This is a genomic window from Pseudomonas sp. 2hn, from assembly GCF_019646095.1.
In the GTDB taxonomy this organism is placed as follows: domain Bacteria; phylum Pseudomonadota; class Gammaproteobacteria; order Pseudomonadales; family Pseudomonadaceae; genus Aquipseudomonas; species Aquipseudomonas peradeniyensis.
Map to the genome: position 1 here is coordinate 1,836,072 of NZ_CP081016.1, position 21,330 is coordinate 1,857,401.

Here is a 21,330-nt window from a genome sequence, read left to right on the forward strand (position 1 = left end):
GGTTGGTACGACAGCCATGTCGAGGTATTCGCCAAAGGCTATCGTTGTACCTTCAGATAGACTGCGGTTTAACGCTTGCCGAGTATCTTCCCCAGCATCTCCGGCCGCGGCGCCCCTTGCTGGCTCTGCAACTGCCCCTTTTCATCCTGATAGAAGATCGCCGGGGTTGCGGCCAGGCCCAGTTCTTCCATCAGCGCCAGATTCGCCTCGAGCTTCTTCTGAACCGCCTCCGGCACCTTGTCCAGCGCCTTGAGCGTGCTGGCCTTGCCGGCCTTCTCATGTTCTTGCAAGGCCTTGGCCGGGTCTTTGGCGGCGAGCAGCGCGGCGGACTTGCCCGGGCTGTCCTCGCGGATGATGCCGACCATGATGTGACGCAGCTGCACCTTGCCCGACTCGACCCAGGGCCGGGCCTGCTGCCAGAACATGTTGCAGTAGGGGCAGTTGGGGTCGCTGAACAGGTACACGGTGCGTGGGGCGTCCACCTTGCCGTCCTGGATCCAGGCGGATTTTTCCATCTTCGCCCAGACAGCCTTGCTCATCGGTGCGTACACCAGTTTTTCCAGTGGTTCGGCGCTGAGATCCTTGCCTTGCTCGTCGAACAGGCTGCCCACCAGCACGTGCTTGCCGTCGGGCGTCAGGTACAGGGCGATGCCGTTGTTGTGGTACTCGGCGGCATAGCCGCGCAGGCCGTTGGGGGCGTCGAAGCTGCCCTTGATCACGGCGCCCTTGGCCTGCAGTTGCTGGATCGCCTTGGGGAGCTCTTCAGCGTGCAACAGCGGGGCGGCGAGCAAGGTGAGGGTCAGCGGCAGCAGCGCATTCAATCGCATGTCAGTTTCCTTGTGGGGCGGGCGCATCGGCGCGTTCGAAGGGTTCCAGGGCGTGGCGCAGGCTGGCGCGCGACAGTTCGCCCAGGTGGCTGCCGACCAGCCGCCCTTCGGCGTTGTAGAACAGGGTGGTGGGCAGGGCCATGGAGCCGACCTTGCGGGCCAGCTCGCCGGTGCCGTCGAACAGCACGTGGGACAGGGTCAGGCCGGTGGTGGCCATGAAGGTGCTGACGTTCTCCGGGGTTTCTCCCTGGTTGACGAACAGGAAGGTCACGTGGGGGTAGTCGTCCTCGGCCTGTTGCAACACTGGCATTTCGCGCCGGCAGGGCGGGCACCAGGTGGCCCAGATGTTGATCACCAGCGGCCGCCCGCGGTAGCTGTGCAGGGCCACCGCCTGGCCACGGTTGTCGCGCAGGCTCATGTCCGGCAGTTCGGTACCCTTGCTGTAGAGGTGGCTGGCCAGGCTGCCGAGGCCCCAGAACAGCGCGCCGCTGAACAACGCCCAGCCCAGGGGGCGGCGCAGGCCGGGGCGCCGCCAGCCCTGCCACAGGGTGCCGAGGACGATGCCCAGCAGGCCGCCCCAGAGCAGGAAGCCGCCGTCGCGGATGTCGATGACCTGCAGCGGGTCGTCGCGGTACATCGGCCAGTAGGCCAGGACGAAGCCCAGGCGGGCGAACAGCAGGCCCAGCAGGAACAGATTGAACAGCGCAGATTCCGGGTTTTCACCGCCGCGCCTGGCCACCCGCCAGCCGACCAGGCTGGCGATGCCCAGCGCCGCGAGCAGCAGCAGGTGGTTCAGGGCCATGGTCAGTGGCCCGAGGGTGACGGTCAGCATCAGCCTTGGCTCCTGGTCTGGGCCCAGTGTTGCAGGAACCCGGCGGCGTCGATCTCCCCGGTGATGCGGCGAGCGCGGCGCTCGTCGCCTTCCGGGCCGATCCAGATCAGGCTGGGCGGGCCTGGCACCTGGTAACGCTGCAGCAGTTCGCGGCTGGCCGGGGAGTCGGCGGTCACGTCCAGGCGCAGCAGGTGCACGCCGGCCAGGCTGGCCTGGACATCGCCACGGCCGAACACCTGCTTTTCCATGACCTTGCACGACACGCACCAGTCGGCATAGTAGTCCACCAGCACCCACTGGCCACGTGCCTTGGCGGCGTCGAGCTCACGCTGCAGGTCGGCCGGCGCGTTCACGGTGACGAAGGCGTCGTGGGCGTTGGCCGGAGCTTGCGCGGTGCCCTTGCCGGCGAAGGGCTGCAGGGGTTGCCACAGGTCGTTGCCCCCGGCTGCGGCGCCCACCAGCAGCAGGCCCCCCCACAAGGCGCCGAGCAGGGGAATGGCGCGCAAGGCGGGCAGGCGCTGCAGGGCCGGCCAGGCGGCCCAGCCCAGGGCGATCAGCCAGGCGCCGGCCAGGGCCAGCACCAGGGTTTCCGCCAGCAGGCCACGCACCGTGTACAGGGCCATGGCCAGGAACACGAAGCCGAACAAGCCCTTGACCAGGTTCATCCAGGCGCCCGGGCGTGGCAGGTAGCGGTTGCCCAGGGTGACCAGCAACAGCAGGGGAACGCCCATACCCAGCCCGAGGGTGAACAGCACCAGCGCCCCTTGCAGCACGTCACCGCTCTGGGCGATGAACAAGAGCGCGCCGGCCAGCGGCGCGGTCATGCACGGGCCCAGCAGCAGGCCCGAAAGGGCGCCCAGCAACGCCGCGCCGTACAGGTTGCCGCCACGGGTGCCTTGCCCGGCGCGGTCCAGGCGGTCGCGCAGGGCGGTCGGCAATTGCAGTTCGAAGGCGCCGAACATCGGCAGGGCCAGCAGTATGAACAGGCCGGCCAGGCTGCCCAGCAGCCAGGGCTGTTGCAGCCAGGCCTGCAGGCTGGCGCCCAGCAGCGCGGCGATCACGCCGAGGGCGGCGTAGACCAGTGCCATGCTCAGTACGTAGACGCCGGCCAGCCACCAGCCGCGGCGGGCGTTGGCACCGTTGCCCAGGACCAGTCCGGCGAGGATCGGCAGCATCGGCAGCGAACACGGGGTGAAGGCCAGCAGCAGGCCCAGGCCGAAGAACGCCAGCAGGCTCCAGGCCAGGCTGTCCTGTTGCAGGGTGCCGGCCAGGGCCTGGTCGCTGGCCTGGTCGGTAGCGGCGGCTGGCGCGGTGCTGCCGCCCAGGGCTATTGGCGTGGTCTGCGGTGGGTAGCACAGGCCGGCGTCGGCGCAGCCTTGCCAGCCTAGGCGCAGCTCACCGCTGGTGTTAGCCGGCAGCAGCAGCTCCAGTTCGGTGCGGTATACCGCACTGTCGCCGAAGAACTCGTCGTGGTGGTTTTCGGCCTGGGGCAGCGCGGGGTGCTGCTCGGCGGGTAGGCCGTCGAATTTCAGGCGCTTCTGGTAGAGGTAGTAGCCATCCTTGATCAGGAAATGCAGGCGCATCTGGCCGTTTTCCAGGCGATCGTGAGTCAGGACGAAGGCCTCGTTGACCGGCAGGAAGTCCGGCTTTACCGCAAAGGGGTTGGCCTGGAGGGGGCCGGCGAGCAGGAATGTCAGGAAGAGCAGGAGAACACGCATGTCGGCGCCTTGGCAGAGCTTTGAAGAGGGCCATGCTGGCCTGGGGTTATTAACTGAAGGTTAAGTTGGTCCTAGGACCGGCGGCAGCCTTGTCTGTCCCGATGCTATCAGCCCGACGAAATCCTCCAAACCCGTTCATAATCCCCCCTTAATCGCCACCCTGTGCAATGCCAGCTTCCCCACCCAGGAGAGACCCCCTCATGCACGTTCTGCTCTGCGAGGACGACGACCTGATCGCCAGCGGCATCTGCGCCGGCCTTTCGGCCCAGGGCCTGACCGTGGACCGGGTGGCCAGCGCCTCGCAGGCCCGGCAGATGCTCGGGACGGCGAAGTTCGACGTGATGATCCTCGACCTGGGCCTGCCCGACGAGGACGGCCTCAAGCTGCTGCGCCGCCTGCGCCAGCAGGGCGAGACCCTGCCGGTGCTGGTGCTCACCGCCCGCGACGCGGTCACCGATCGGGTCGATGGCCTGCAGGCGGGCGCCGACGACTACCTGCTCAAGCCCTTCGACCTGCGCGAACTGGCCGCGCGCCTGCACACCCTGCTGCGTCGTGTGGCCGGGCGGGCGGTGAATGTCATCGAGCACGGCCCGCTGCGCTACGACCCCAGCAGTTGCGCGGCCACCCTGGCCGGCCAGGCGGTGGACCTGTCGCGTCGAGAGCAGGCATTGCTTCAGGCCTTGCTGCAGAACCCGGGGCGCGTGCTGTCCAGCGAACAGCTCAAGGACTGCGTCTACGGTTTCAGCGATGAGGTCGAAAGCAACGCGCTGAACGTGCATATCCATCACCTGCGGCGCAAACTGGGCAACGGCATCGTCGAGACCGTGCGCGGCCTTGGCTACCGCCTGGGGCCGGCCCAGGCGCCGGAGGAGGGCGCGTCATGAGCCTGCGGGTTCGCCTTTCACTGATTCTCGGCAGTGTGTTCATCGTCATCTGGGTGCTGGCGGCGGCATGGATGCTGCGCGACCTGCGCCAGCAGATGATGTTTTCCCTCGACCAGCGCCTGGTGGCGTCGGCGCGCATGGTCGCGGGGCTGATCGACCAGTTGCCGCAACCGTTGACTGCCAAGGGCCAGGACGCGCACTTTTCCGCCGACCAGTTCAGCGTGCCGGACGGCATGGCCTGCCAGGTCAGCTCGCTGCGCGGCGAAATCCTCGCCAGCAACCACAAGCACGATGGCACCATGGACGACGAGCGCAGCGGCTTCCGTGACCAGACCATCGACGGCGCTTCCTGGCGCACCTTCACCTACAATCATGGCGATGTGCGCATTACCACCGCCGATCGTCACCAGGAGCGCGAGGCGCTGAACCAGTCGATCCTGCTGGCGGCCTCGGCGCCGGTGCTGATGGCATTGCTGGGCAGCCTGGGGCTGTTGTGGATCGGCCTTGGCAAGGGGCTGGAGCCGCTCAATCGCATGCGTGATGCCTTGCGCAGGCGCCGTGCCGACAGCGTCGAGCCGTTGCAGGTGGCCGGCCTGCCCAGCGAGCTGCAACCGCTGCTCGACACCCAGAACCAGCTGTTTTTGCGCATCGCCCAGACCATTGAACGCGAACGCCGCCTGACCGACGACGCCGCCCATGAGCTGCGCAGCCCGCTGACTGCCATCAAGACCCACCTTCAGGTGGCGCGGATGACCGATGGCACCGTGCGTGAACAAGCGCTGGAGCATGCCGAGCAGGGGACCGATCGCATGCACCGTACCTTGGAGCAACTGCTGATGCTGGCGCGGGTCGAGGGCAGCCTGTCCTTCGACGATGGCGTGCAGTGCAGCGCCGAGCAGGTTGCCCGGCAGGCCATCGAGGACGCCGGCGGTGGCGACAACCGGCGCATCCACCTGCGCCTGCCCGAGGCGGCGGCCAAGGTCTACCTGAGCATGCCGGCGCCGCTGGCGGTGGCGGCGCTGCGCAACCTGCTGGACAACGCCCTGCGCCATGGCGGCGATGCCGCCGTTGAGCTTGAGGTGCAGGCGCAGGACGGGCAGGTGGACTTCCTGGTGCGCGATCATGGACCGGGGATTGCCCAGGAAGACCTTGAACATCTGACCGAACGTTTCTGGCGCAACGGCCAGAGCGGTGGCTGCGGCCTGGGGCTGGCGATCGTCCAGGCCATCGTCCAGCGCTGCGCCGGCAACCTGCGGTTCGACAGTCGGGCCGATGGTTTGCGGGTAAGCCTGCAGGTACCGGCGCGTTCGGGGAGTTGAGTTCGGCGTTGTACCCATCGCGGGGCAAGCCCGCTCCCACGCAGCTTGGCGCATGAGTCTGTGGGAGCGGGCTTGCCCCGCGATGCAGGTCGTACATTCACAACAAATCCCACGACAACCGCTAAATCCGCACCTCGCTGAAGCGTTTTTCAAACGATAAGAACCCGACACACATCCGGTTACAGGGCGCGTGGCGGGCACATTCGCTTGCTTGCGAGGGATTTTCCGATGTCGACCGCTTCCAGCCTTGCCCAGGTGCTGCCGGCCACCACGCCGCGCCCCCTGTACGAATTCGAGGATTCGCCCCTGCTGTTGCGCCAGCAGCAGCAGGAGTCCAACGCCCGCAGCTACCCGCGGCGCATCCCCCTGGCGCTCAAACGCGCCCGTGGCCTGTACGTCGAGGACGTCGAGGGCCGCCAGTTCATCGACTGCCTGGCCGGCGCCGGCACCCTGGCCCTGGGGCACAACCACCCGGTGGTGATCGACGCGATCCAGCGCGTGCTGGCCGACGAACTGCCGCTGCACACCCTGGACCTGACCACGCCGGTCAAGGATCAGTTCGTCCAGGACCTGTTCGCCCTGCTGCCTGAAGGTTTGCGCGGGGAGGCGAAGATCCAGTTCTGCGGCCCGACCGGTACCGACGCGGTCGAAGCGGCGCTCAAACTGGTGCGCACGGTCACCGGGCGCAGCACCGTGCTGGCGTTCCAGGGGGCCTACCATGGCATGACCCAGGGCGCGCTGAGCCTGATGGGCAGCCTGGGGCCGAAAAAGCCGCTCGGCGCACTGTTGAACAATGGCGTGCAGTTCCTGCCGTATCCCTATGACTACCGCTGCCCGTTCGGCCTCGGTGGCGAGGCGGGCGTGCGCGCCAACCTGCACTACCTGGAAAACCTGCTGTGCGATCCGGAGGCCGGCGTGGCGCTGCCGGCGGCGGTGATCGTCGAGGTGGTGCAGGGCGAGGGTGGTGTGATTCCTGCCGACATCGAGTGGCTGCGCGGGCTGCGCCGGATTACCGAGCAGGCCGGGGTGGCGCTGATCGTCGACGAGATCCAGAGCGGCTTCGCCCGTACCGGCAAGATGTTTGCCTTCGAGCACGCCGGCATCGTGCCCGACGTGGTCACCCTGTCCAAGGCCATTGGTGGCAGCCTGCCGCTGGCGGTGATGGTCTATCGCGACTGGCTCGACCAGTGGTCGCCGGGCGCCCACGCCGGCACCTTCCGTGGCAACCAGATGGCCATGGCCGCAGGCTCCGCGGTGATGAAGTACCTGGTGGAGCACCGCCTGTGCGAGCACGCCGAGGCCATGGGTCAGCGTCTGCGCGGGCATCTGCAACGCTTGCAGCAGGACTATCCGCAGCTTGGCGACATCCGTGGCCGTGGCCTGATGCTGGGCGTGGAGCTGGTGGATCCGACGGGCAAGCGCGACGTCCAGGGGCACCCGCCGGCCTGCCGCAAGCTGGCGCCGAAGGTGCAGCGCGAATGCCTGCGCCGGGGCCTGATCCTCGAATTGGGCGGCCGCCACGGTGCGGTGGTGCGCTTCTTGCCGCCGCTGATCATCAGCGCCGAGCAGGTCGATGAGGTGGCGGCAAGGTTTGCCGAGGCGGTTGCGGCGGCGGTACTGGCTGGCTAAGGCCTTCCCATGGAGCAATACGTAACTTGCTGACTTGACTGGAACGGCGTGGGAGCGGGCTTGCCCCGCGATCACCGGCAAAGCCGGTGCCATAAACCGCATCGCGGGGCAAGCCCGCTCCCACGTTGGTGATGCTTACTCTTCTGTTCCGTAAGTGATCTTCTACAGGGCGCAGGTATCAGTCGAAGGTACGCCCGGCGCGCCAGTAGCCCATCAGCGTCAGGCTTTCCCTCGGCAAGCCGCGCTCCTTGATCAGGTATCGGCGGATATCCATCACAGTCCCCGATTCCCCGGCGATCCAGGCATGGAAGTCGCCGTGCTCGCCGCTGGCCTGTTCCCACAGGATGCGCTCGTCGATATCCACGTCCTCCAGCTCGACCGTCGACGCGCCACGCACGGCCGGCAGGCTGGCCAGCTCGCGCACGGCGTGCAGCATGCCCTGGCCATGTTCGCTACGCAGCAGATCGCGCGGCAGCCAATGCAGGCGGGTGGCCGGGCTGTGGCGCAGGTCGAGGCAGTCGGCTTCCAGCGGCACTTCGATATAGGCCTCCGCCAGCAGTTCCGGTGCCCTCGCGGCCAACTGTTCGAGGATGCCGGCGATGGCTGGCAAGGCGGTTTCGTCACCGACCAGCAGGATGCGCCGGGCGCTGTGCGGCGGCTTCCACTCGTAGCCGCCGGGGTCGTCCGCATAGGCCAGGTTGGGCGCGACCATCTGCAGGCGGTCACCCGGGCGGGCATGGGTGGCCCAGGCCGAGGCCGGGCCATTGACGCCGTGCAGGACGAAGTCCACATCCACTTCGAGGGCATCGCGGCGCAGGGCGCGAATGGTGTAGGTGCGCATCGGTGGCATGTCCTGAGCTGCCAGCTCGCGCCGCGCCTGTTGCCACTGCTCGTGCTTGGGCAGGCTCGGCGGCGCTCCGGCGGGCGTCGGGAACAGCAGCTTGACGCGCTGGTCGGGGGCCAGGGTGGTCATCTGCGCCACGTCTTCGCCGGTGAAGACGAAGCGGCTCAGCGACGGGCTCAGGGGTTCGATGGCTTTGAGGTCGAGGTCGAAGACCCGGTAGGGCGTGGCCTTGATCGGTTGGGTCAGGCGATCGAGCAGGGAGGTCATGGGTATGCCTCTGTCAGCGGGAGATACCCAACAGACGAGCATGCCGGTTGGTTAATTAGAAGGCTAAATTTCCTCGGCCCACCTACGTCCTAGCTTGGATAGAAGTCGCGGCACGCGAAGACGGATTGAGGCGCAATGACAATTTCCCGACGAGGATTCATCGCTGGCCTGGCTGTGGCGGGCGCCACAGGCACGGCGGCCTATTACGCGCACAAGCAACTGACCCACGACCCTGAAGACGATATCGTCACGCCCGGCGAAGCCAGCGTGGAGCTGGCCGATTATGCCGGGCAGGTCCTGGCGGACCAACTGCGTGGCGTGTGGGAGATCCGCTTCGACGGTGCCGAACGAGGACTGGACGGGCTGCCTCAGGAGGGCGTCGAGATGTTCCTCGATGTCGCCACCAAAGGTCGTGGCCTGCGCGGATTCGTCGATACCGGTCAGGGTCTGCGCGGCGTTGCCGAGCCGGCCTATCGTGTGCTCGGTGATCTGGTCGGTGCCAGCAGCACCGAGGTGCGTTGGCGCCTGCTCAGCCAGCACGGCGGGCCAAGCTATGAGTGCGTGGCGAGTCTCGACGAGGTCTGGGCCGAGTTCGCCAATGCCGGCAGCGGCACGTTGAGCGGCCGCGTCCAGCGCCTGGATCGACCACTGACCCTGCCGGTGCCCGACAGCCGTTTTGTCGCGGTCAAGCGTCTGTTCCCCGAAGCCCGTGAGCGTCTGCCTTATACTCCCGAAATGCGTGAGTGGGTGGTCAGCGCTGAACATCGCCTGTTCCACCAGCTCTGGCACGCCACCCGCGACAAGTGGCACAAGCTGCCGGAGAAAAAGCAGGATGCCCTGCGTGGCCTGGGCTGGCAGCCGGGGCCACGGGACCGTGAGCGCGATGCCCGTGGCCCGCGCAAGCACCGCAATGGCTCTGGTATCGATTTCCTGTTCATGCACCGGCACATGCTGATGTATGCGCGCACCTTGCAGGACCTGCCTTCCTGGCAGCGCTTCCCGCTGCCGCAGCCGAGCGTCGAGTTCGATCGAGCAGGTTTCGCCCGCTACTTCGATAACCACGACGGCTGCTGCGTGCCGCCAGGCTGGCAGGCCCCGGGCGATGAAGCCTATGGGCAGTGGGTCGGGGCGATCAAGGCAGGTGAGACCTATTGCAGCAACTTCCAGGTGTGGGAGTCGCAATACCAGGACCCGGTGTACCTGTCGAAACTGACCCTGGGCGCCTTCGGCTCGGAACTGGAGATGAACCTGCACGACTGGCTGCACATGTGCTGGGCGTCGGTGCCGCGTGATCCGAACAATGGCGCGCCAGTGCCATTCGCCCGCGACCAGGCGGATTTCGCCGCGCGCTGGTTCGAGCCTGAGAACGACTTCCTCGGCGATCCGTTCTCCTCCCATGTGCACCCGGTGTTCTGGGGCTTCCATGGCTGGATCGACGACCGCATCGACGACTGGTTCCGTGCTCATGAGCGTCACCATCCCGGCCAGGTGCGGCGCCTGGAGGTCAACGGTGTACCGTGGTTCGCTCCAGGCCGGTGGGTAGAAGTCGACGACCCCTGGCTGGGGCCGGACACCCATGGCTGCAGCACGCAACCGGGGATGCGTCTGGGCAAGTCGGTAGAGATGGACGTGGAGACCATGAAGCTTGCCTTGCGCATCACCTTCGGTGCCGACGACAAGATCGAGAACCTGCTGCGCAAGGTGCCGCAACGGCCCTGGTATGCGCGGCACCTGTCATTGAAGAATATTGTTTCCTGAGTGAACACGCCCACCTGAGGGGATAGCCCGTCCCTTGGAGGTGTTGTCACGGGACAGGCCCTTCAGGGAAAGGGCCGCGCAGCGGCCCCGATTGTTCTTCTGGTTAACAAAACATAACGTCCCGCTCGTTGTGTTCCGCCGAACAACCCCGATACGATGGCCAGAAGCTATTCCAGGGCTCTGGAACAGGGTTTTTACAGTACCTGGCAATAGATTGACCCAGCACAAGAACACAACAGGGGGCAGTCATGAGAGAGCGGGCAAGGGCACGCTACAGCCTGGCGACCAGCGCGATGCTGGCGCTGACGCTGAGTATCGGGGCCGGGCAAGTCCTGGCGGCGGTGGCCGCCGAGCAATACTCGGTGGAGTCGGCCAAGGCCAGCCAGAGCCTGTTGATCGGCGCCACCCACGCCGGGCAGCGCCTGGTGGTGGTCGGCGACCGCGGCCACATTCTGTTCTCCGACGACCAGGGCAAGACCTGGACCCAGGCCCGGGTCCCCACCCGGCAACTGCTCACCGCCGTGTTCTTCCTCGACGACAAGCGCGGCTGGGCCGTCGGCCACGACGCGCAGATCCTCGCCAGCAGCGACGGCGGCGCGACCTGGAGCAAGCAGTTCGAAGACCTGTCCCGCGAGGCCCCCTTGCTCGATGTGCGCTTCCTCGACCCGCAGCACGGCTTCGCCGTGGGCGCCTACGGTGCCCTGCTGGAGACCCTCGATGGCGGCCAGCATTGGCAGGACGTCGCCGAGCGCCTGGACAACCCCGACCAGTTGCACCTCAACGCCATCACCCTGGTGAAGGACGCCGGCCTGTTCATCGTCGGCGAGCAGGGCGGCATGTTCCGCTCCAGCGACGCCGGCCAGAGCTGGACCAAGGTCCAGGGTCCCTACGAGGGCTCGCTGTTCGGCGTGATCGGCACCGCCCAGCCCAACACCCTGCTGGCCTACGGCCTGCGCGGCAACCTGTTCCGTTCCACCGACTTCGGCGACAGCTGGCAGCCGATCGAGCTCAAGGCCGAACGCGGCCCGCTCGAATTCGGCCTGGCAAGCGCTACGCTTCTCGAAGACGGCAGCCTGGTGCTGGTCGGCAACGGCGGCAGCGTGCTGCGCAGCCATGATGACGGGCAGACCTTCAGCGTGCGCAACCGCGCCGATCGCATTGCCCTGTCGGGCGTCAGCGGCCTGGGCGGTGGCGGTCTGCTGCTGGTCGGGCAGGGGGGCGTGCACCTGGCCTCGGCCGACGGTACCCAGGAGGCGCGTCCATGACCAGCCGGGAGAGTTTCGACATGCAGCACAAGGACAAGGCCACCCTGCTGGAACGCCTGATCTTCAACAATCGTCCCATCGTCATCGCCATCTGCGTGCTGGTGAGCATCTTCCTGTTCTGGCAGGCCACGCAGATCCGCCCCTCCACCAGCTTCGAGAAAATGATTCCGCTGCAGCATCCGTTCATCGAACAGATGCTCGAGCACCGCAACGACCTGGCCAACCTCGGCAACACCGTGCGTGTGTCGGTGGAGTCGACCAAGGGTGACATCTTCGACAAGGACTACATGGAGACCCTGCGCCAGATCCATGACGAGGTGTTCTACATCCCCGGCGTCGACCGCGCGGGGCTGAAGTCGCTGTGGAGCCCCAGCGTGCGCTGGAGCGAGGTCACCGAAGAAGGCTTCTCTGGCGGCGAGGTGATCCCCAACACCTACAACGGCTCCCAGGACAGCCTCGACACCTTGCGCGACAACGTGCTCAAGTCCGGCCAGGTCGGGCGCCTGGTGGCCAACAACTTCAAGTCCAGCATCATCGACATCCCGTTGCTGGAAAGCTACCCCGACCCGCAGGACCCGGGGCGCCAGGTCAAGCTCGACTACCAGCAGTTCTCGCACCAGCTGGAGGAGAAGATCCGCGACAAGTTCCAGGCGCAGAACCCCAACGTCAAGATCCATATCGTCGGCTTCGCCAAGAAGGTCGGCGACCTGATCGACGGCCTGGTGATGGTGGCGATGTTCTTCGGCGTGGCGCTGGTGATCACCTGGGCGCTGCTGTACTGGTTCACCTGGTGTATCCGCAGCACCATCGCCGTGCTCATCACCACCCTGGTGGCGGTGGTCTGGCAGCTGGGCCTGATGCACGCGGTGGGCTTCGGCCTGGACCCGTACTCGATGCTGGTGCCGTTCCTGATCTTCGCCATCGGCATCTCCCACGGGGTGCAGAAGATCAACGGCATCGCCCTGCAATCCAGCGACGCCGACAACGCCCTGACCGCGGCGCGGCGCACCTTCCGCCAGCTGTTCCTGCCGGGGATGATCGCCATCCTCGCCGATGCCGTGGGCTTCATCACCCTGCTGATCATCGACATCGGGGTGATCCGCGAGCTGGCCATCGGCGCCTCGATCGGCGTGGCGGTGATCGTCTTCACCAACCTGATCCTGCTGCCGGTGGCGATCAGCTACGTCGGCATCAGCCAGAAGGCCATCGCCCGCAGCAAGAAGGACGCCACCCGCGAGCACCCGTTCTGGCGCCTGCTGTCCAACTTCGCCAGCGCCAAGGTGGCGCCGGTGTCGGTGGTGCTGGCGCTGCTGGCCTTCGCCGGCGGCCTCTGGTACAGCCAGAACCTGAAGATCGGCGACCTCGACCAGGGCGCGCCGGAGCTGCGCCCGGACTCGCGCTACAACCAGGACAACAGCTTCATCATCAGCAACTACTCGACCAGTTCCGACGTGCTGGTGATCATGGTCAAGACCCCGGCCGAGAGCTGCTCGATCCACTCGACCATGGCGCCGATCGACGAGTTGATGTGGACCATGGACAACACCCCGGGGGTGCAGTCGACCATCTCCCTGGTGACCGTGTCGAAACAGGTCATCAAGGGCATGAACGAGGGCAGCCTGAAATGGGAGACCCTGTCGCGCAACCCGGACATCCTCAACAACTCGATCGCCCGCGCCGACGGCCTGTACAACGCCGACTGCTCGCTGGCGCCGGTACTGGTGTTCCTCAACGACCACAAGGCCGAGACCCTGGAGCGGGTCACCGCCGCGGCCAAGGCCTTTGCCGACAGCCACAACAAGGACGACCTGCAGTTCCTTCTGGCGGCGGGTAACGCCGGCATCGAGGCGGCCACCAACGAGGTGATCAAGTCGGCCGAGCTGACCATCCTCATCCTGGTCTACATCTGCGTGGCGGTGATGTGCATGATCACCTTCCGCTCGTTCGCCGCGACGCTGTGCATCGTCCTGCCGCTGGTGCTGACCTCGGTGCTGGGCAACGCGCTGATGGCGTTCATGGGCATCGGCGTGAAGGTCGCCACGCTGCCGGTGGTGGCGCTGGGCGTGGGCATCGGCGTGGACTACGGCATCTACATCTACAGCCGCCTGGAGAGCTTCCTGCGTGCCGGCCTGCCGTTGCAGGAGGCCTACTACGAGACCCTGCGCTCCACCGGCAAGGCGGTGCTGTTCACCGGCCTGTGCCTGGCCATCGGCGTGTGCACCTGGATCTTCTCGGCCATCAAGTTCCAGGCCGACATGGGCCTGATGCTGACCTTCATGCTGCTGTGGAACATGTTCGGCGCCCTGTGGCTGCTGCCGGCGCTGGCGCGGTTCCTGATCAAACCGGAGAAACTGGCGGGCAAGGAGGGTGGTTCGATCTTCGCTCACTGATCGAGGCCTGATCGCGGGGCAAGCCCGCTCCCACGACCTACCTGGCGTGGGAGCGGGCTTGCCCCGCGATGCGTATAATGGTGGCCATTTTTCTCAATCGGTGCCTCCATGACCACCCTCGCCACCGCCCTCGCATCCTGCGACATGCTCCTGATCGACGGCCTGCACGCCTTCGACTTCACCTTCGACGCATCCGGCCTCACCATCGAATGCATGGACGGCCGCCAGCTGCGTCGCTGGTCTTTCACCCCCGACCAGGTCGCCGCCGCCACTGGCGCGGGCGACGACTGGATCCTGGCCAGTGACGAAGGCGAGCATCGTCTAGTCTGTATGAGTGCTTTTCGTGTCCCGGATGAAGAAGACGATGAACAGGAAATGGACCCACCTGCTGACCGCTAGCCTCATGACGTTTTCAGTCAACGCCCAGGCCGCCACGTTGCTGGTGGGCAGCTACACCGACAATGGCAGCGAAGGGATCTACCGCTACGACTTCAATTCCCGCACGGGGCAGATCGACACCACGCCCCGGCAGGTGGTCAAGAGCGTCAGCCCCTCGTGGCTGGTGCTGTCCGCCGACCAGCGCCAGTTGTTCGCGGTCAATGAAACGCCCAAGGGCCAGGTCAGCAGTTTCTCGCTGGGCAAGCAGGGCGAGATCAAGCTGTTGAACCAGGTGCCTAGCCAGGGCGATGAGCCGACCCACGCCAGCCTCAGCCACGACCAGCGCTACCTGTTCGTTGCCAACTACGCCGTTGCCCCCGACCCCGGTGGCAGCCTGGTGGTGTTCCCGGTGGCCCGGGACGGCAAGCTCAAGCCGGTGGTGCAGCAGGCTCGGCATGCGCCGAGCAAGGTCAACCTCGAGCGCCAGGCTGGTGCCCATGTGCATTCGCTGGTGCTGTCGCCCGATGGTCGGCACTTGTACGCTAGCGACCTGGGCGCCGACAAGGTGTTCATCTACCGCTACGACGGCGCCAGCCCCGAGCACCCGCTGAGCCCGGCGATCCCGCCTGCGGTCGAGTTGCCGCCTGGCAGCGGCCCACGTCACCTGCTGTTCGACGCCAAGGGGCGGCATGCCTACCTGACCCTGGAGATGAGCGCCGAGGTGGTGATGTTCGATGTGCAGGACGGTGCGCTGACCGAGCGCCAGCGCCTGCCGCTGACCGAAAGCACGGACGCTGCGGCTAAGGCAGCTGGCGGCCTGCACCTGTCGGCCGATGGGCGTTTCCTCTATGTCAGCAACCGTGGTACCGCCAACGAGATCGTGGTGTATGCCGTGGGCAAGGACGATGGCCGGCTCACCCTGCTGCAGCGCCGTTCGGTGGAGGGTGACCATCCCCGGGAGTTTGCCCTCGATCCGGATGGCAACTACCTGCTGGTGGCTAACCAGAAGAGCAACCAGATCGTGGTCATGCGCCGCGATCCGCGCAGCGGCAAGTTGGGTGAAACGGTGCAGAAGCTGCCCCAGCAGGCGCCTTCGGATCTCAAGTTTTTGGAATGAACCTGCGTTTGCCCTGTAGGAGCGGCCTTGTGCCGCGAAAGGGCCGCAGAGCGGCCCCAGGATTTCAGCGTTAATGCATCAATCGCCGGGGCCGCTGCGCGGCCCTTTCGCGGCACAAGGCCGCTCCTACAGGGGGCGCGTGTCCAATTATCGATAGGCGTGATAATCGCTACTGCTGCAATGAATTTCAGTGGTCGAGTCCATCGGCGTAAGTTTTGACCCAAGGCCCCGACGGGCCAACGTCAACCACCGAAGTCGAGGTCAGCCCACATGAACTTCAATCTCTTCCCGGTTATCGCCGCATCCGCCATCTCCGCCTCCGTCGTACTGCCGGCCCACGCCCAGCTGGAGCAAAGCGCCAAGGCGTCCAACACCCACAGCTACACCCAGAAGTACCTGCAGCAGAGCGCGCATTTCCACGCCGCCCTGAGCAAGCATGCCAATTGAGTGTGTAAAGCCATTGGTAATAGCACAACGCCATGTGATTTAATTTGACGCTAATTTTTTGACTCGCCAAAGGGGCAGAGCATGATGTGGCGTATCACGGCGGTAGTGCTGTTGTTGATGTCCGCGCCGATCCTGGCGCTTTGAGCGACACGCTGTCTCACTTGGCCATCACGGCCTTGAACAGCGGCGATGCCAGCCAGCCCTGCAACCAGCTCCGCAGCCGCGGATAAGCCGCCTCGGCGAACCATTCGGGTTCGACCCCGGCAAACTGGCGCATCAGGGGCAGCAAGGCGGCGTCGGCCAGGCTTGGGTGAGCGGCCAGCAGGTAAGGCCTGCCTTCGAGCAGGCGTTCCAACTCGGCCAGCCAGGGCTCGGCCTGGGCGCGGTAGTGCGCCCGGGTGTGCTCGGGGTAGCGCTCGGCGTACTTGTACCGGTTCACCTGCGCCTTGAAGGTGCCGTCGTTGCGCGCGATCAGCGTTTCGGCCTGCTGCGCCGCGGCGGGATCGGCCTGCAGGCGCCAGTCCTCGGGGTCATGTCGGGCCAGCGCCCAGCGCATGATGTCCAGGCTTTCCTCCAGCACCGCATCCCCGGTATCGAGCACCGGCACCGTGCCCTTGGGCGACAGTGCCAGCAGCTCGGCCGGCTTTTCCTTCATCTTCACCTCGTGGACCTGCACTTCGCAGCCGGCGTAGCGCAGGGCCAGGCGCGCGCGCATGGCCCAGGGACAGCGGCGGAACGAGTAGAGGATCACCCGCACACCTCCACGTCGCTCAGGCCATTGCCCTGGCGGCGCACCTGGATCTGCACCGGAATGCGCTCGTGCATTTCCTGCACGTGGGAGATCACCGCCACCTTGCGGCCCTGGGCCTGCAGACCATCGAGGGCGTCCATGGCCAGTTGCAGCGACTCGGGGTCGAGGCTGCCGAAGCCTTCGTCGATGAACAGCGATTCGATACGCAGGGTGCTCGACGCCATGGATGCCAGGCCCAGGGCAAGGGCCAGCGACACCAGGAAGGTCTCGCCACCCGACAGCGAATGCACCGAACGCAGCTCGTCGCCCATCTCGGTGTCCAGCACCAGCAGGCCCAGGGCACTGCCGCCGCGCTTGAGGCGATAACGCCGGGCCAGCTGGCGCAACTGGCTGTTGGCGTGATGCAGCAGCAGGTCGAGGTTGTAGCCCTGGGCGATCTTGCGGAACACATCGCCCGAGGCCGAGCCGATCAACGCATTCAGGCGTGCCCAACGTTGCCATTGCTGGTAGGCCTGGTCGATCTGTTCGGCCAGGGCCTGGCTGGCCTGTTGCCGGCGCTGGTCCTCGGCCTGTTGGGCGCGCAGCTCGGCGCATTGCTGCTCTTGGGCCGCCAGCTGCGCGGCCAGCTCGGCGAGTGCGGTTTCCAACGCGTCGACGGGCAGCTCGCCATGGGCCTGGGCAGTGTGTTGCTGCAGTCGCTGCTCACGTTCTCCTAGTAACACGCGGCCTTGCTCGACGGCTTTTTCCGCGGCCTGCAGGCGTTGGCGCAGTTCGCTCACCTGGCTGTCGTCAATCGCCAGCAGGCGGTCGAGGCCGGCGTCGTCCAGCTCCGGGTGTTCGCTGCGCCACTGGGCGATTTCGCCCTGCAACTGCTGGTGTTCCTGCTCCAGTGCCTGCTGGCGCTGCTGGTTGGCCTTGAGCTCGCCGGCCAGCTGCACACCCTGGGTATGCAGCGCCTGCAGTTGCCGGGCGCTGTCTGCCTCGGCGGTGCGGGCTTGCTCCAGCTGGGTGTCCATGTGCTGCTGCCAGGCTTCGGCGCTGGGCTGTTCGCCGAGCAGTTCGTCCAGGGTGGCCTGGGCCTGGCGGCGTTGTTCGTCCAGCACGGCGAGCTTCTGTTGCAGCTGCTGCTGGCTGTGCAGGCGTGCCTGTTGCTGATCGCGCAGTTTGTCCAGTTGGACCTGGCGAGCCTGTTGCTCTTCCAGCTCGTCCTTGCGCAGGTCGAGTTGTTGACGGCGTTGGGCTATCTGCTGGTCGAGGCCGAGGAACGCATTGGCCGGGTCGTCGCGCAGGGCCTGGAGAATCTCCGGGGGCAGCACGCTTTCGAGGCTTTCGAGGGCCTGCGCGAGTTGCTGCTCGTCGGCGGCCAGGGCCTGGTGCTGCTGGTCGAGGTGGCGCTGGGCCTGTTGCTGGGCTTCGCCGGCGGCCTGCAATTGCTGGGTGAGGCGGGCGGCATCTTTTTGCAGGGCGAGCAGGGCGCCCTGGCGTTTCTCGTCGCGGTCGATCTCGTCGCCGAGGCGGCGCAGCTGGCCGTCCAGCCACTTGCCACGGGCGCTGTCGTCCTGCGGCGCCAGCGCTGGCCACAGGGCATGGGCCTGGACCTGCTCGAGCACGGGCTGCAACTGCTCGCCCAACTGCTGCTGTTGCTGCTGGTAGTCCTTTAGCTGGGCGTTGACCACGCCCAGCTGGGTGCGCAGCTCCACCAACCTGGTATTGAGCTGTTCGACCTGCTGCTGCGCCGCCGCTTCCTCGGCCTGGTCGTGGCGCCCGAGGCTGTGCAGCAACGCCTCGGGTTGATGGAACGGGTGCTCGGCGCTGCCGCACACCGGGCAGGGCTCGCCATCGCGCAGCTGGGCGCGCAGTTCCTCGACGCTGGTGTTGCGCGCCAGGCGCTGGCGCTCGAGCAACTGGCGGGTCAGGGTCAGCGCCTGCTCGGCGCTTTCCAGTTCGGCCTTGGCCGCCGTGCCTTCGCCGATCAGTTGCTGGCGCTGCTGCATGGCCTGTTGCTGGCGCTCGCGCTGCGCATCGAGGCCGTTGCGCAGTTCCATTTCGCGGCCATGCAGGCGCGACAGCTCCTCGACCGCGCGTTGCTGCTTGCGGTTGTCCTGGAGCATGGCGCCGAGCAGGTCGATCTGTTCGGCCAGCGCCTGGGGCTCGGCCCCCGCCTCGCGGAACAGCAACTCGAAATGCTCGCGCTGGGCTTGCAGCTGGGCGTTGGCCTGACTGGCCTGGGCCTGCAGGCCGGGCAGCTCTTCGCGACCCTTGGCCAGGCGGCCGCCGATCAGCATCACCTGCTTGAGTTGTGGCAGGTAGGCCTGCCAGGCGTCGGCCAGGCTGCCGAGCGGTTCGCTTTCGGCGAGGGCGCTGTCGATCCGGGCCAGTTGCTGCTGGCTGCGCTGCTGGTTGTCTTCCAGCTGCTGCAATTGCTGCTGGGCTGCACCGACTTCCTGTTCGGCCTGGTTGCAGGCTTCCCGTTGTTCGGCAAGCTCCTTGTCCAGGCGCGCCAGGTCGCCCTGGGCGGCGAAGGCCTGGCGCAGGCGCGGGGCGTTTTCACCGTGCAGGGCCTGGTGCTGGACCAGGTGCTGGCGGGCCGTTTCCAGGGCCTGCTGCAGTGCGTCGGTGTGTTGCTGCAGTTCGGTTTGCTGGCGCAGTTGCTGGTCGATATCGGCCAGCACCGGGGCCAGTTGCCCGGCCAGGTGCTGCTGGCGGTGGAACTGGTGGCGCTGGGGCGCCAGGCGCTCCAGGCGTTGCAGGTCGACGCGCTGTTCGGCCAGTTGCTGCCATTCGTGTTCGGCGTTTTGCAGGGCCGTGCCGGCTTCACTGTGCTGGGCCTGCAGGCGCTGTTGTTCGGCAAACCAGGTGCGTTGCTGTTCCAGCTTGCGCTGGCGCGTCTGCTCGGCCTTGAACTGTTGCTGGGCCTGTTCCAGGGCCTGGTCGAGGGCGGCGCGGGCCTCAGTGTCCATCGGCAGCAGGTGCTCGGCCTGCTTCTTCAGGTCGTTGTGAACTTCGCCGGTTTCCCGCGCCTTGCTGAAGGCGCGTTGGCCCAGGCGGGTGTAGATCGCGGTGTTGGTGAGTTTTTCCAGCAGTTCGCTGCGCTCACGGTCGTCGGCCTTGAGGAAGGCGCCGAACTCGCTCTGGGCCAGCATCACCGCGCGGGTGAACTGCTCGAAGTTCAGGCCCAGGCGGGCCTCGACCTGTTGCTTGTACTCGTTCTTGCCGCTGCCCAGCAGTTGCTCGCTGTCCAGGTCGTAAAGGCTCTGGCGGCTGTTCTGCAGTTTGCCGGTGGCCTTTTCGCGGGCGCGGTTGGCTTCCCAGCGGGCGCGGTAGCGGCCGCCGTCGATGCCGACGAAATCGACCTCGGCGAAGCCGCTGCCGGTGCCGCGACGCAGCAGGTTACGCGGATCCGAGGTGGGGATCTCGCCGTCGGCGTCCGGCACCTTGGCTTCCCGGGCGATGTCGTTCAGCCGCGGCACGCTGCCGAACAGGGCCAGGCAGAGGGCGTCGAGCAGGGTGCTCTTGCCGGCGCCGGTGGGCCCGGTGATGGCGAACAGGCCGGCGCTGGCCAGGGGCTCGGCGGTGAAGTCGATATCGATCGGGCCGGCCAGCGAGGCCAGGTTCTTCAGGCGGATGGCGAGGATCTTCATGCCTGCTCCTCCTCTTGCAGGACGTCCTGCAGCAATTCGGCGAAATCGGCCAGGGCCTGGTCGTCGGCGGGGTTGCCGTAGGCCTGCTCCCAGGCGCGGCCGAACAGGTCCTGCGGGGTCATCTGGGCCAGCTCGACGAAGGCTTGTTCGTCGTCCTCGGCACGGCCACTGCCGGCGTATTCGGCGCTGATGCGCACCAGGCGCACGGCCTTGCCCTGCAGGGCGCCTTCGATCTGCTGGCGCAGGTCGGGCTGCGGCTCGTCCAGGCGCACCCGCACTTCCAGCCAGGGCTGGCGGTTGGGGTCTTCGAGCAGGTCGATCACCGGCAGTTGCCCGAGCTGTTCGAGCAATTCGCCCAGTGGCGCCGGGCCGACCCGTTGCAGGGCCACCGCGCGGGGCACCGGGCGCGGCTCGACGCTGACCAGCTCGGCGCCGTCCAGCTCCACTTCCAGGACCTGGTGCGGGTAGTTGATCTCGGCGAACGACAACGGGATCGGCGCGCCGCTGTAGCGGATGCGGTTTTCGCGGTTGACCTTCTGCGGCTTGTGCAGGTGGCCGAGGGCGACATAGCTGATGGCCTTGTCGAACAACTTGGCCGGCAAGGCTTCGGCGTTGCCGATGATCAGGCTGCGCTCGGAGTCCTCCGAGATGCTGCCGCCGGCCATGTGCGCGTGGCTGATGGCGACCAGCGCCTGGTCTTTCTTGCGCTTCTTGCGCGCTGCGGTGATCAGTTGCTCATGGACCTGGTTGATGCCCTGCAGGTAGTCGTCGCCCAGCGCGGGACCGGTGACTTCGGCGGGGCGCAGGAAGGGCAGGGCCAGGCACCAGGCGCCGACCTTGCCACGGGCGTTGGTCAACGGGATCAGCAGCCGCTCGGTGTCCAGCTGGCCCTCGTCGAGCCAGTGCACCCGGCCCAGGGCGTGGGTGCGCAGGCGGCGCATCAGTGGCGCCGGCAGCTCGATGCGCGAGCCTGAGTCGTGGTTGCCGGCGATCATCACGATATCCAGCTTGGGCTGTTGCTCGTGGGCCTGGACAATGAAGTCGTAGAGACGCTCCTGGGCTTTGACCGGCGGGTTGACCGTGTCGAAGATGTCGCCGGCGATCAGCAGCGCGTCGGGTTGGCGCAGGCGCAGCTGGCCGAGCAGCCAGTCGATGAAGCAGGCGTGTTCGAAATCGCGTTCCTGGCCATGCAGGCTCTGGCCCAGGTGCCAGTCGGAGGTGTGAAACAGACGCATGGAAGATCCGTTGGGTGGGCGGCAGGGG

At 66.6% G+C, this 21,330-nt stretch carries 16 protein-coding genes; 9 read left to right on the top strand and 7 right to left on the bottom strand.

Features of this window, described 5'->3' with window-relative positions; genetic code table 11:
* Positions 1-68: 68 nt before the first annotated feature.
* The 3 genes from dsbG to dsbD are packed head-to-tail and all read right to left on the bottom strand — an operon-like array spanning position 69 to position 3,377.
* On the bottom strand, positions 69-827 hold the full coding sequence (gene dsbG, locus K2O50_RS08435) for a thiol:disulfide interchange protein DsbG (protein WP_050706562.1): 759 nt from the start codon (positions 825-827) through the stop codon (positions 69-71).
* A gap of 1 nt (position 828) precedes the next feature.
* Positions 829-1,659 (bottom strand): TlpA disulfide reductase family protein, encoded by an 831-nt coding sequence (locus tag K2O50_RS08440; protein ID WP_050706561.1) that lies wholly within the window; start codon positions 1,657-1,659, stop codon positions 829-831.
* Positions 1,659-3,377: a protein-disulfide reductase DsbD gene (gene dsbD, locus K2O50_RS08445; RefSeq protein WP_050706560.1), complete on the bottom strand. Its 1,719-nt coding sequence runs from the start codon at positions 3,375-3,377 to the stop codon at positions 1,659-1,661. The genes K2O50_RS08440 and dsbD overlap by 1 nt, the downstream gene beginning before the upstream one ends.
* A 200-nt stretch (positions 3,378-3,577) precedes the next feature.
* Between dsbD and K2O50_RS08450 the strand changes: the two genes are divergently transcribed.
* From K2O50_RS08450 to K2O50_RS08460, 3 genes are all read left to right on the top strand, one after another.
* On the top strand, positions 3,578-4,261 hold the full coding sequence (locus K2O50_RS08450; protein WP_050706559.1) for a response regulator transcription factor: 684 nt from the start codon (positions 3,578-3,580) through the stop codon (positions 4,259-4,261).
* Positions 4,258-5,580 (top strand): ATP-binding protein, encoded by a 1,323-nt coding sequence (locus tag K2O50_RS08455; RefSeq protein ID WP_050706558.1) that lies wholly within the window; start codon positions 4,258-4,260, stop codon positions 5,578-5,580. The genes K2O50_RS08450 and K2O50_RS08455 overlap by 4 nt, the downstream gene beginning before the upstream one ends.
* A gap of 228 nt (positions 5,581-5,808) precedes the next feature.
* Complete coding sequence (locus tag K2O50_RS08460; RefSeq protein ID WP_050706557.1) at positions 5,809-7,209, top strand: aspartate aminotransferase family protein; 1,401 nt, start codon at positions 5,809-5,811, stop codon at positions 7,207-7,209.
* Positions 7,210-7,387: 178 nt separating this feature from the next.
* On the opposite strand, the gene K2O50_RS08465 is transcribed toward K2O50_RS08460, so the two are convergent.
* The gene (locus tag K2O50_RS08465) at positions 7,388-8,320 is read right to left on the bottom strand and encodes a siderophore-interacting protein (protein WP_050706556.1); all 933 of its coding nucleotides are present in this window, start codon (positions 8,318-8,320) and stop codon (positions 7,388-7,390) included.
* Between the two features lie 135 nt (positions 8,321-8,455).
* Here K2O50_RS08465 and K2O50_RS08470 point away from each other — a divergent pair, with 135 nt between their 5' ends.
* From K2O50_RS08470 to K2O50_RS08495, 6 genes are all read left to right on the top strand, one after another.
* Complete coding sequence (locus K2O50_RS08470) at positions 8,456-10,078, top strand: twin-arginine translocation signal domain-containing protein (protein WP_050706555.1); 1,623 nt, start codon at positions 8,456-8,458, stop codon at positions 10,076-10,078.
* A 248-nt stretch (positions 10,079-10,326) separates the two neighbouring features.
* Entirely contained in the window at positions 10,327-11,343 is a 1,017-nt protein-coding gene (locus K2O50_RS08475; RefSeq protein WP_050706554.1) for a YCF48-related protein, read from the top strand.
* The gene (locus tag K2O50_RS08480; protein WP_050706553.1) at positions 11,340-13,733 is read left to right on the top strand and encodes an RND family transporter; all 2,394 of its coding nucleotides are present in this window, start codon (positions 11,340-11,342) and stop codon (positions 13,731-13,733) included. The genes K2O50_RS08475 and K2O50_RS08480 overlap by 4 nt, the downstream gene beginning before the upstream one ends.
* 108 nt (positions 13,734-13,841) lie before the next feature.
* Positions 13,842-14,132: a DUF5629 family protein gene (locus K2O50_RS08485; RefSeq protein WP_050706552.1), complete on the top strand. Its 291-nt coding sequence runs from the start codon at positions 13,842-13,844 to the stop codon at positions 14,130-14,132.
* Positions 14,098-15,228 (top strand): lactonase family protein, encoded by a 1,131-nt coding sequence (locus K2O50_RS08490; protein WP_220689989.1) that lies wholly within the window; start codon positions 14,098-14,100, stop codon positions 15,226-15,228. Before K2O50_RS08485 ends, K2O50_RS08490 begins: the two co-directional genes overlap by 35 nt.
* A 270-nt stretch (positions 15,229-15,498) precedes the next feature.
* On the top strand, positions 15,499-15,675 hold the full coding sequence (locus K2O50_RS08495) for a hypothetical protein (protein WP_167388412.1): 177 nt from the start codon (positions 15,499-15,501) through the stop codon (positions 15,673-15,675).
* 157 nt (positions 15,676-15,832) lie between these two features.
* Here K2O50_RS08495 and K2O50_RS08500 read toward each other — a convergent pair whose 3' ends face one another.
* From K2O50_RS08500 to K2O50_RS08510, 3 genes are read right to left on the bottom strand one after another with little or no spacing between them, the layout of a single operon-like run.
* Positions 15,833-16,426 (bottom strand): glutathione S-transferase, encoded by a 594-nt coding sequence (locus K2O50_RS08500; RefSeq protein WP_050706550.1) that lies wholly within the window; start codon positions 16,424-16,426, stop codon positions 15,833-15,835.
* Positions 16,423-20,067, bottom strand: coding sequence for an AAA family ATPase (locus K2O50_RS08505; RefSeq protein WP_050706549.1), 3,645 nt, complete (start codon positions 20,065-20,067; stop codon positions 16,423-16,425). Before K2O50_RS08505 ends, K2O50_RS08500 begins: the two co-directional genes overlap by 4 nt.
* A complete protein-coding gene (locus K2O50_RS08510) occupies positions 20,064-21,302 on the bottom strand; it encodes an exonuclease SbcCD subunit D C-terminal domain-containing protein (RefSeq protein WP_050706548.1) in 1,239 nt (412 codons plus the stop codon). The genes K2O50_RS08505 and K2O50_RS08510 overlap by 4 nt, the downstream gene beginning before the upstream one ends.
* Positions 21,303-21,330: the final 28 nt, after the last annotated feature.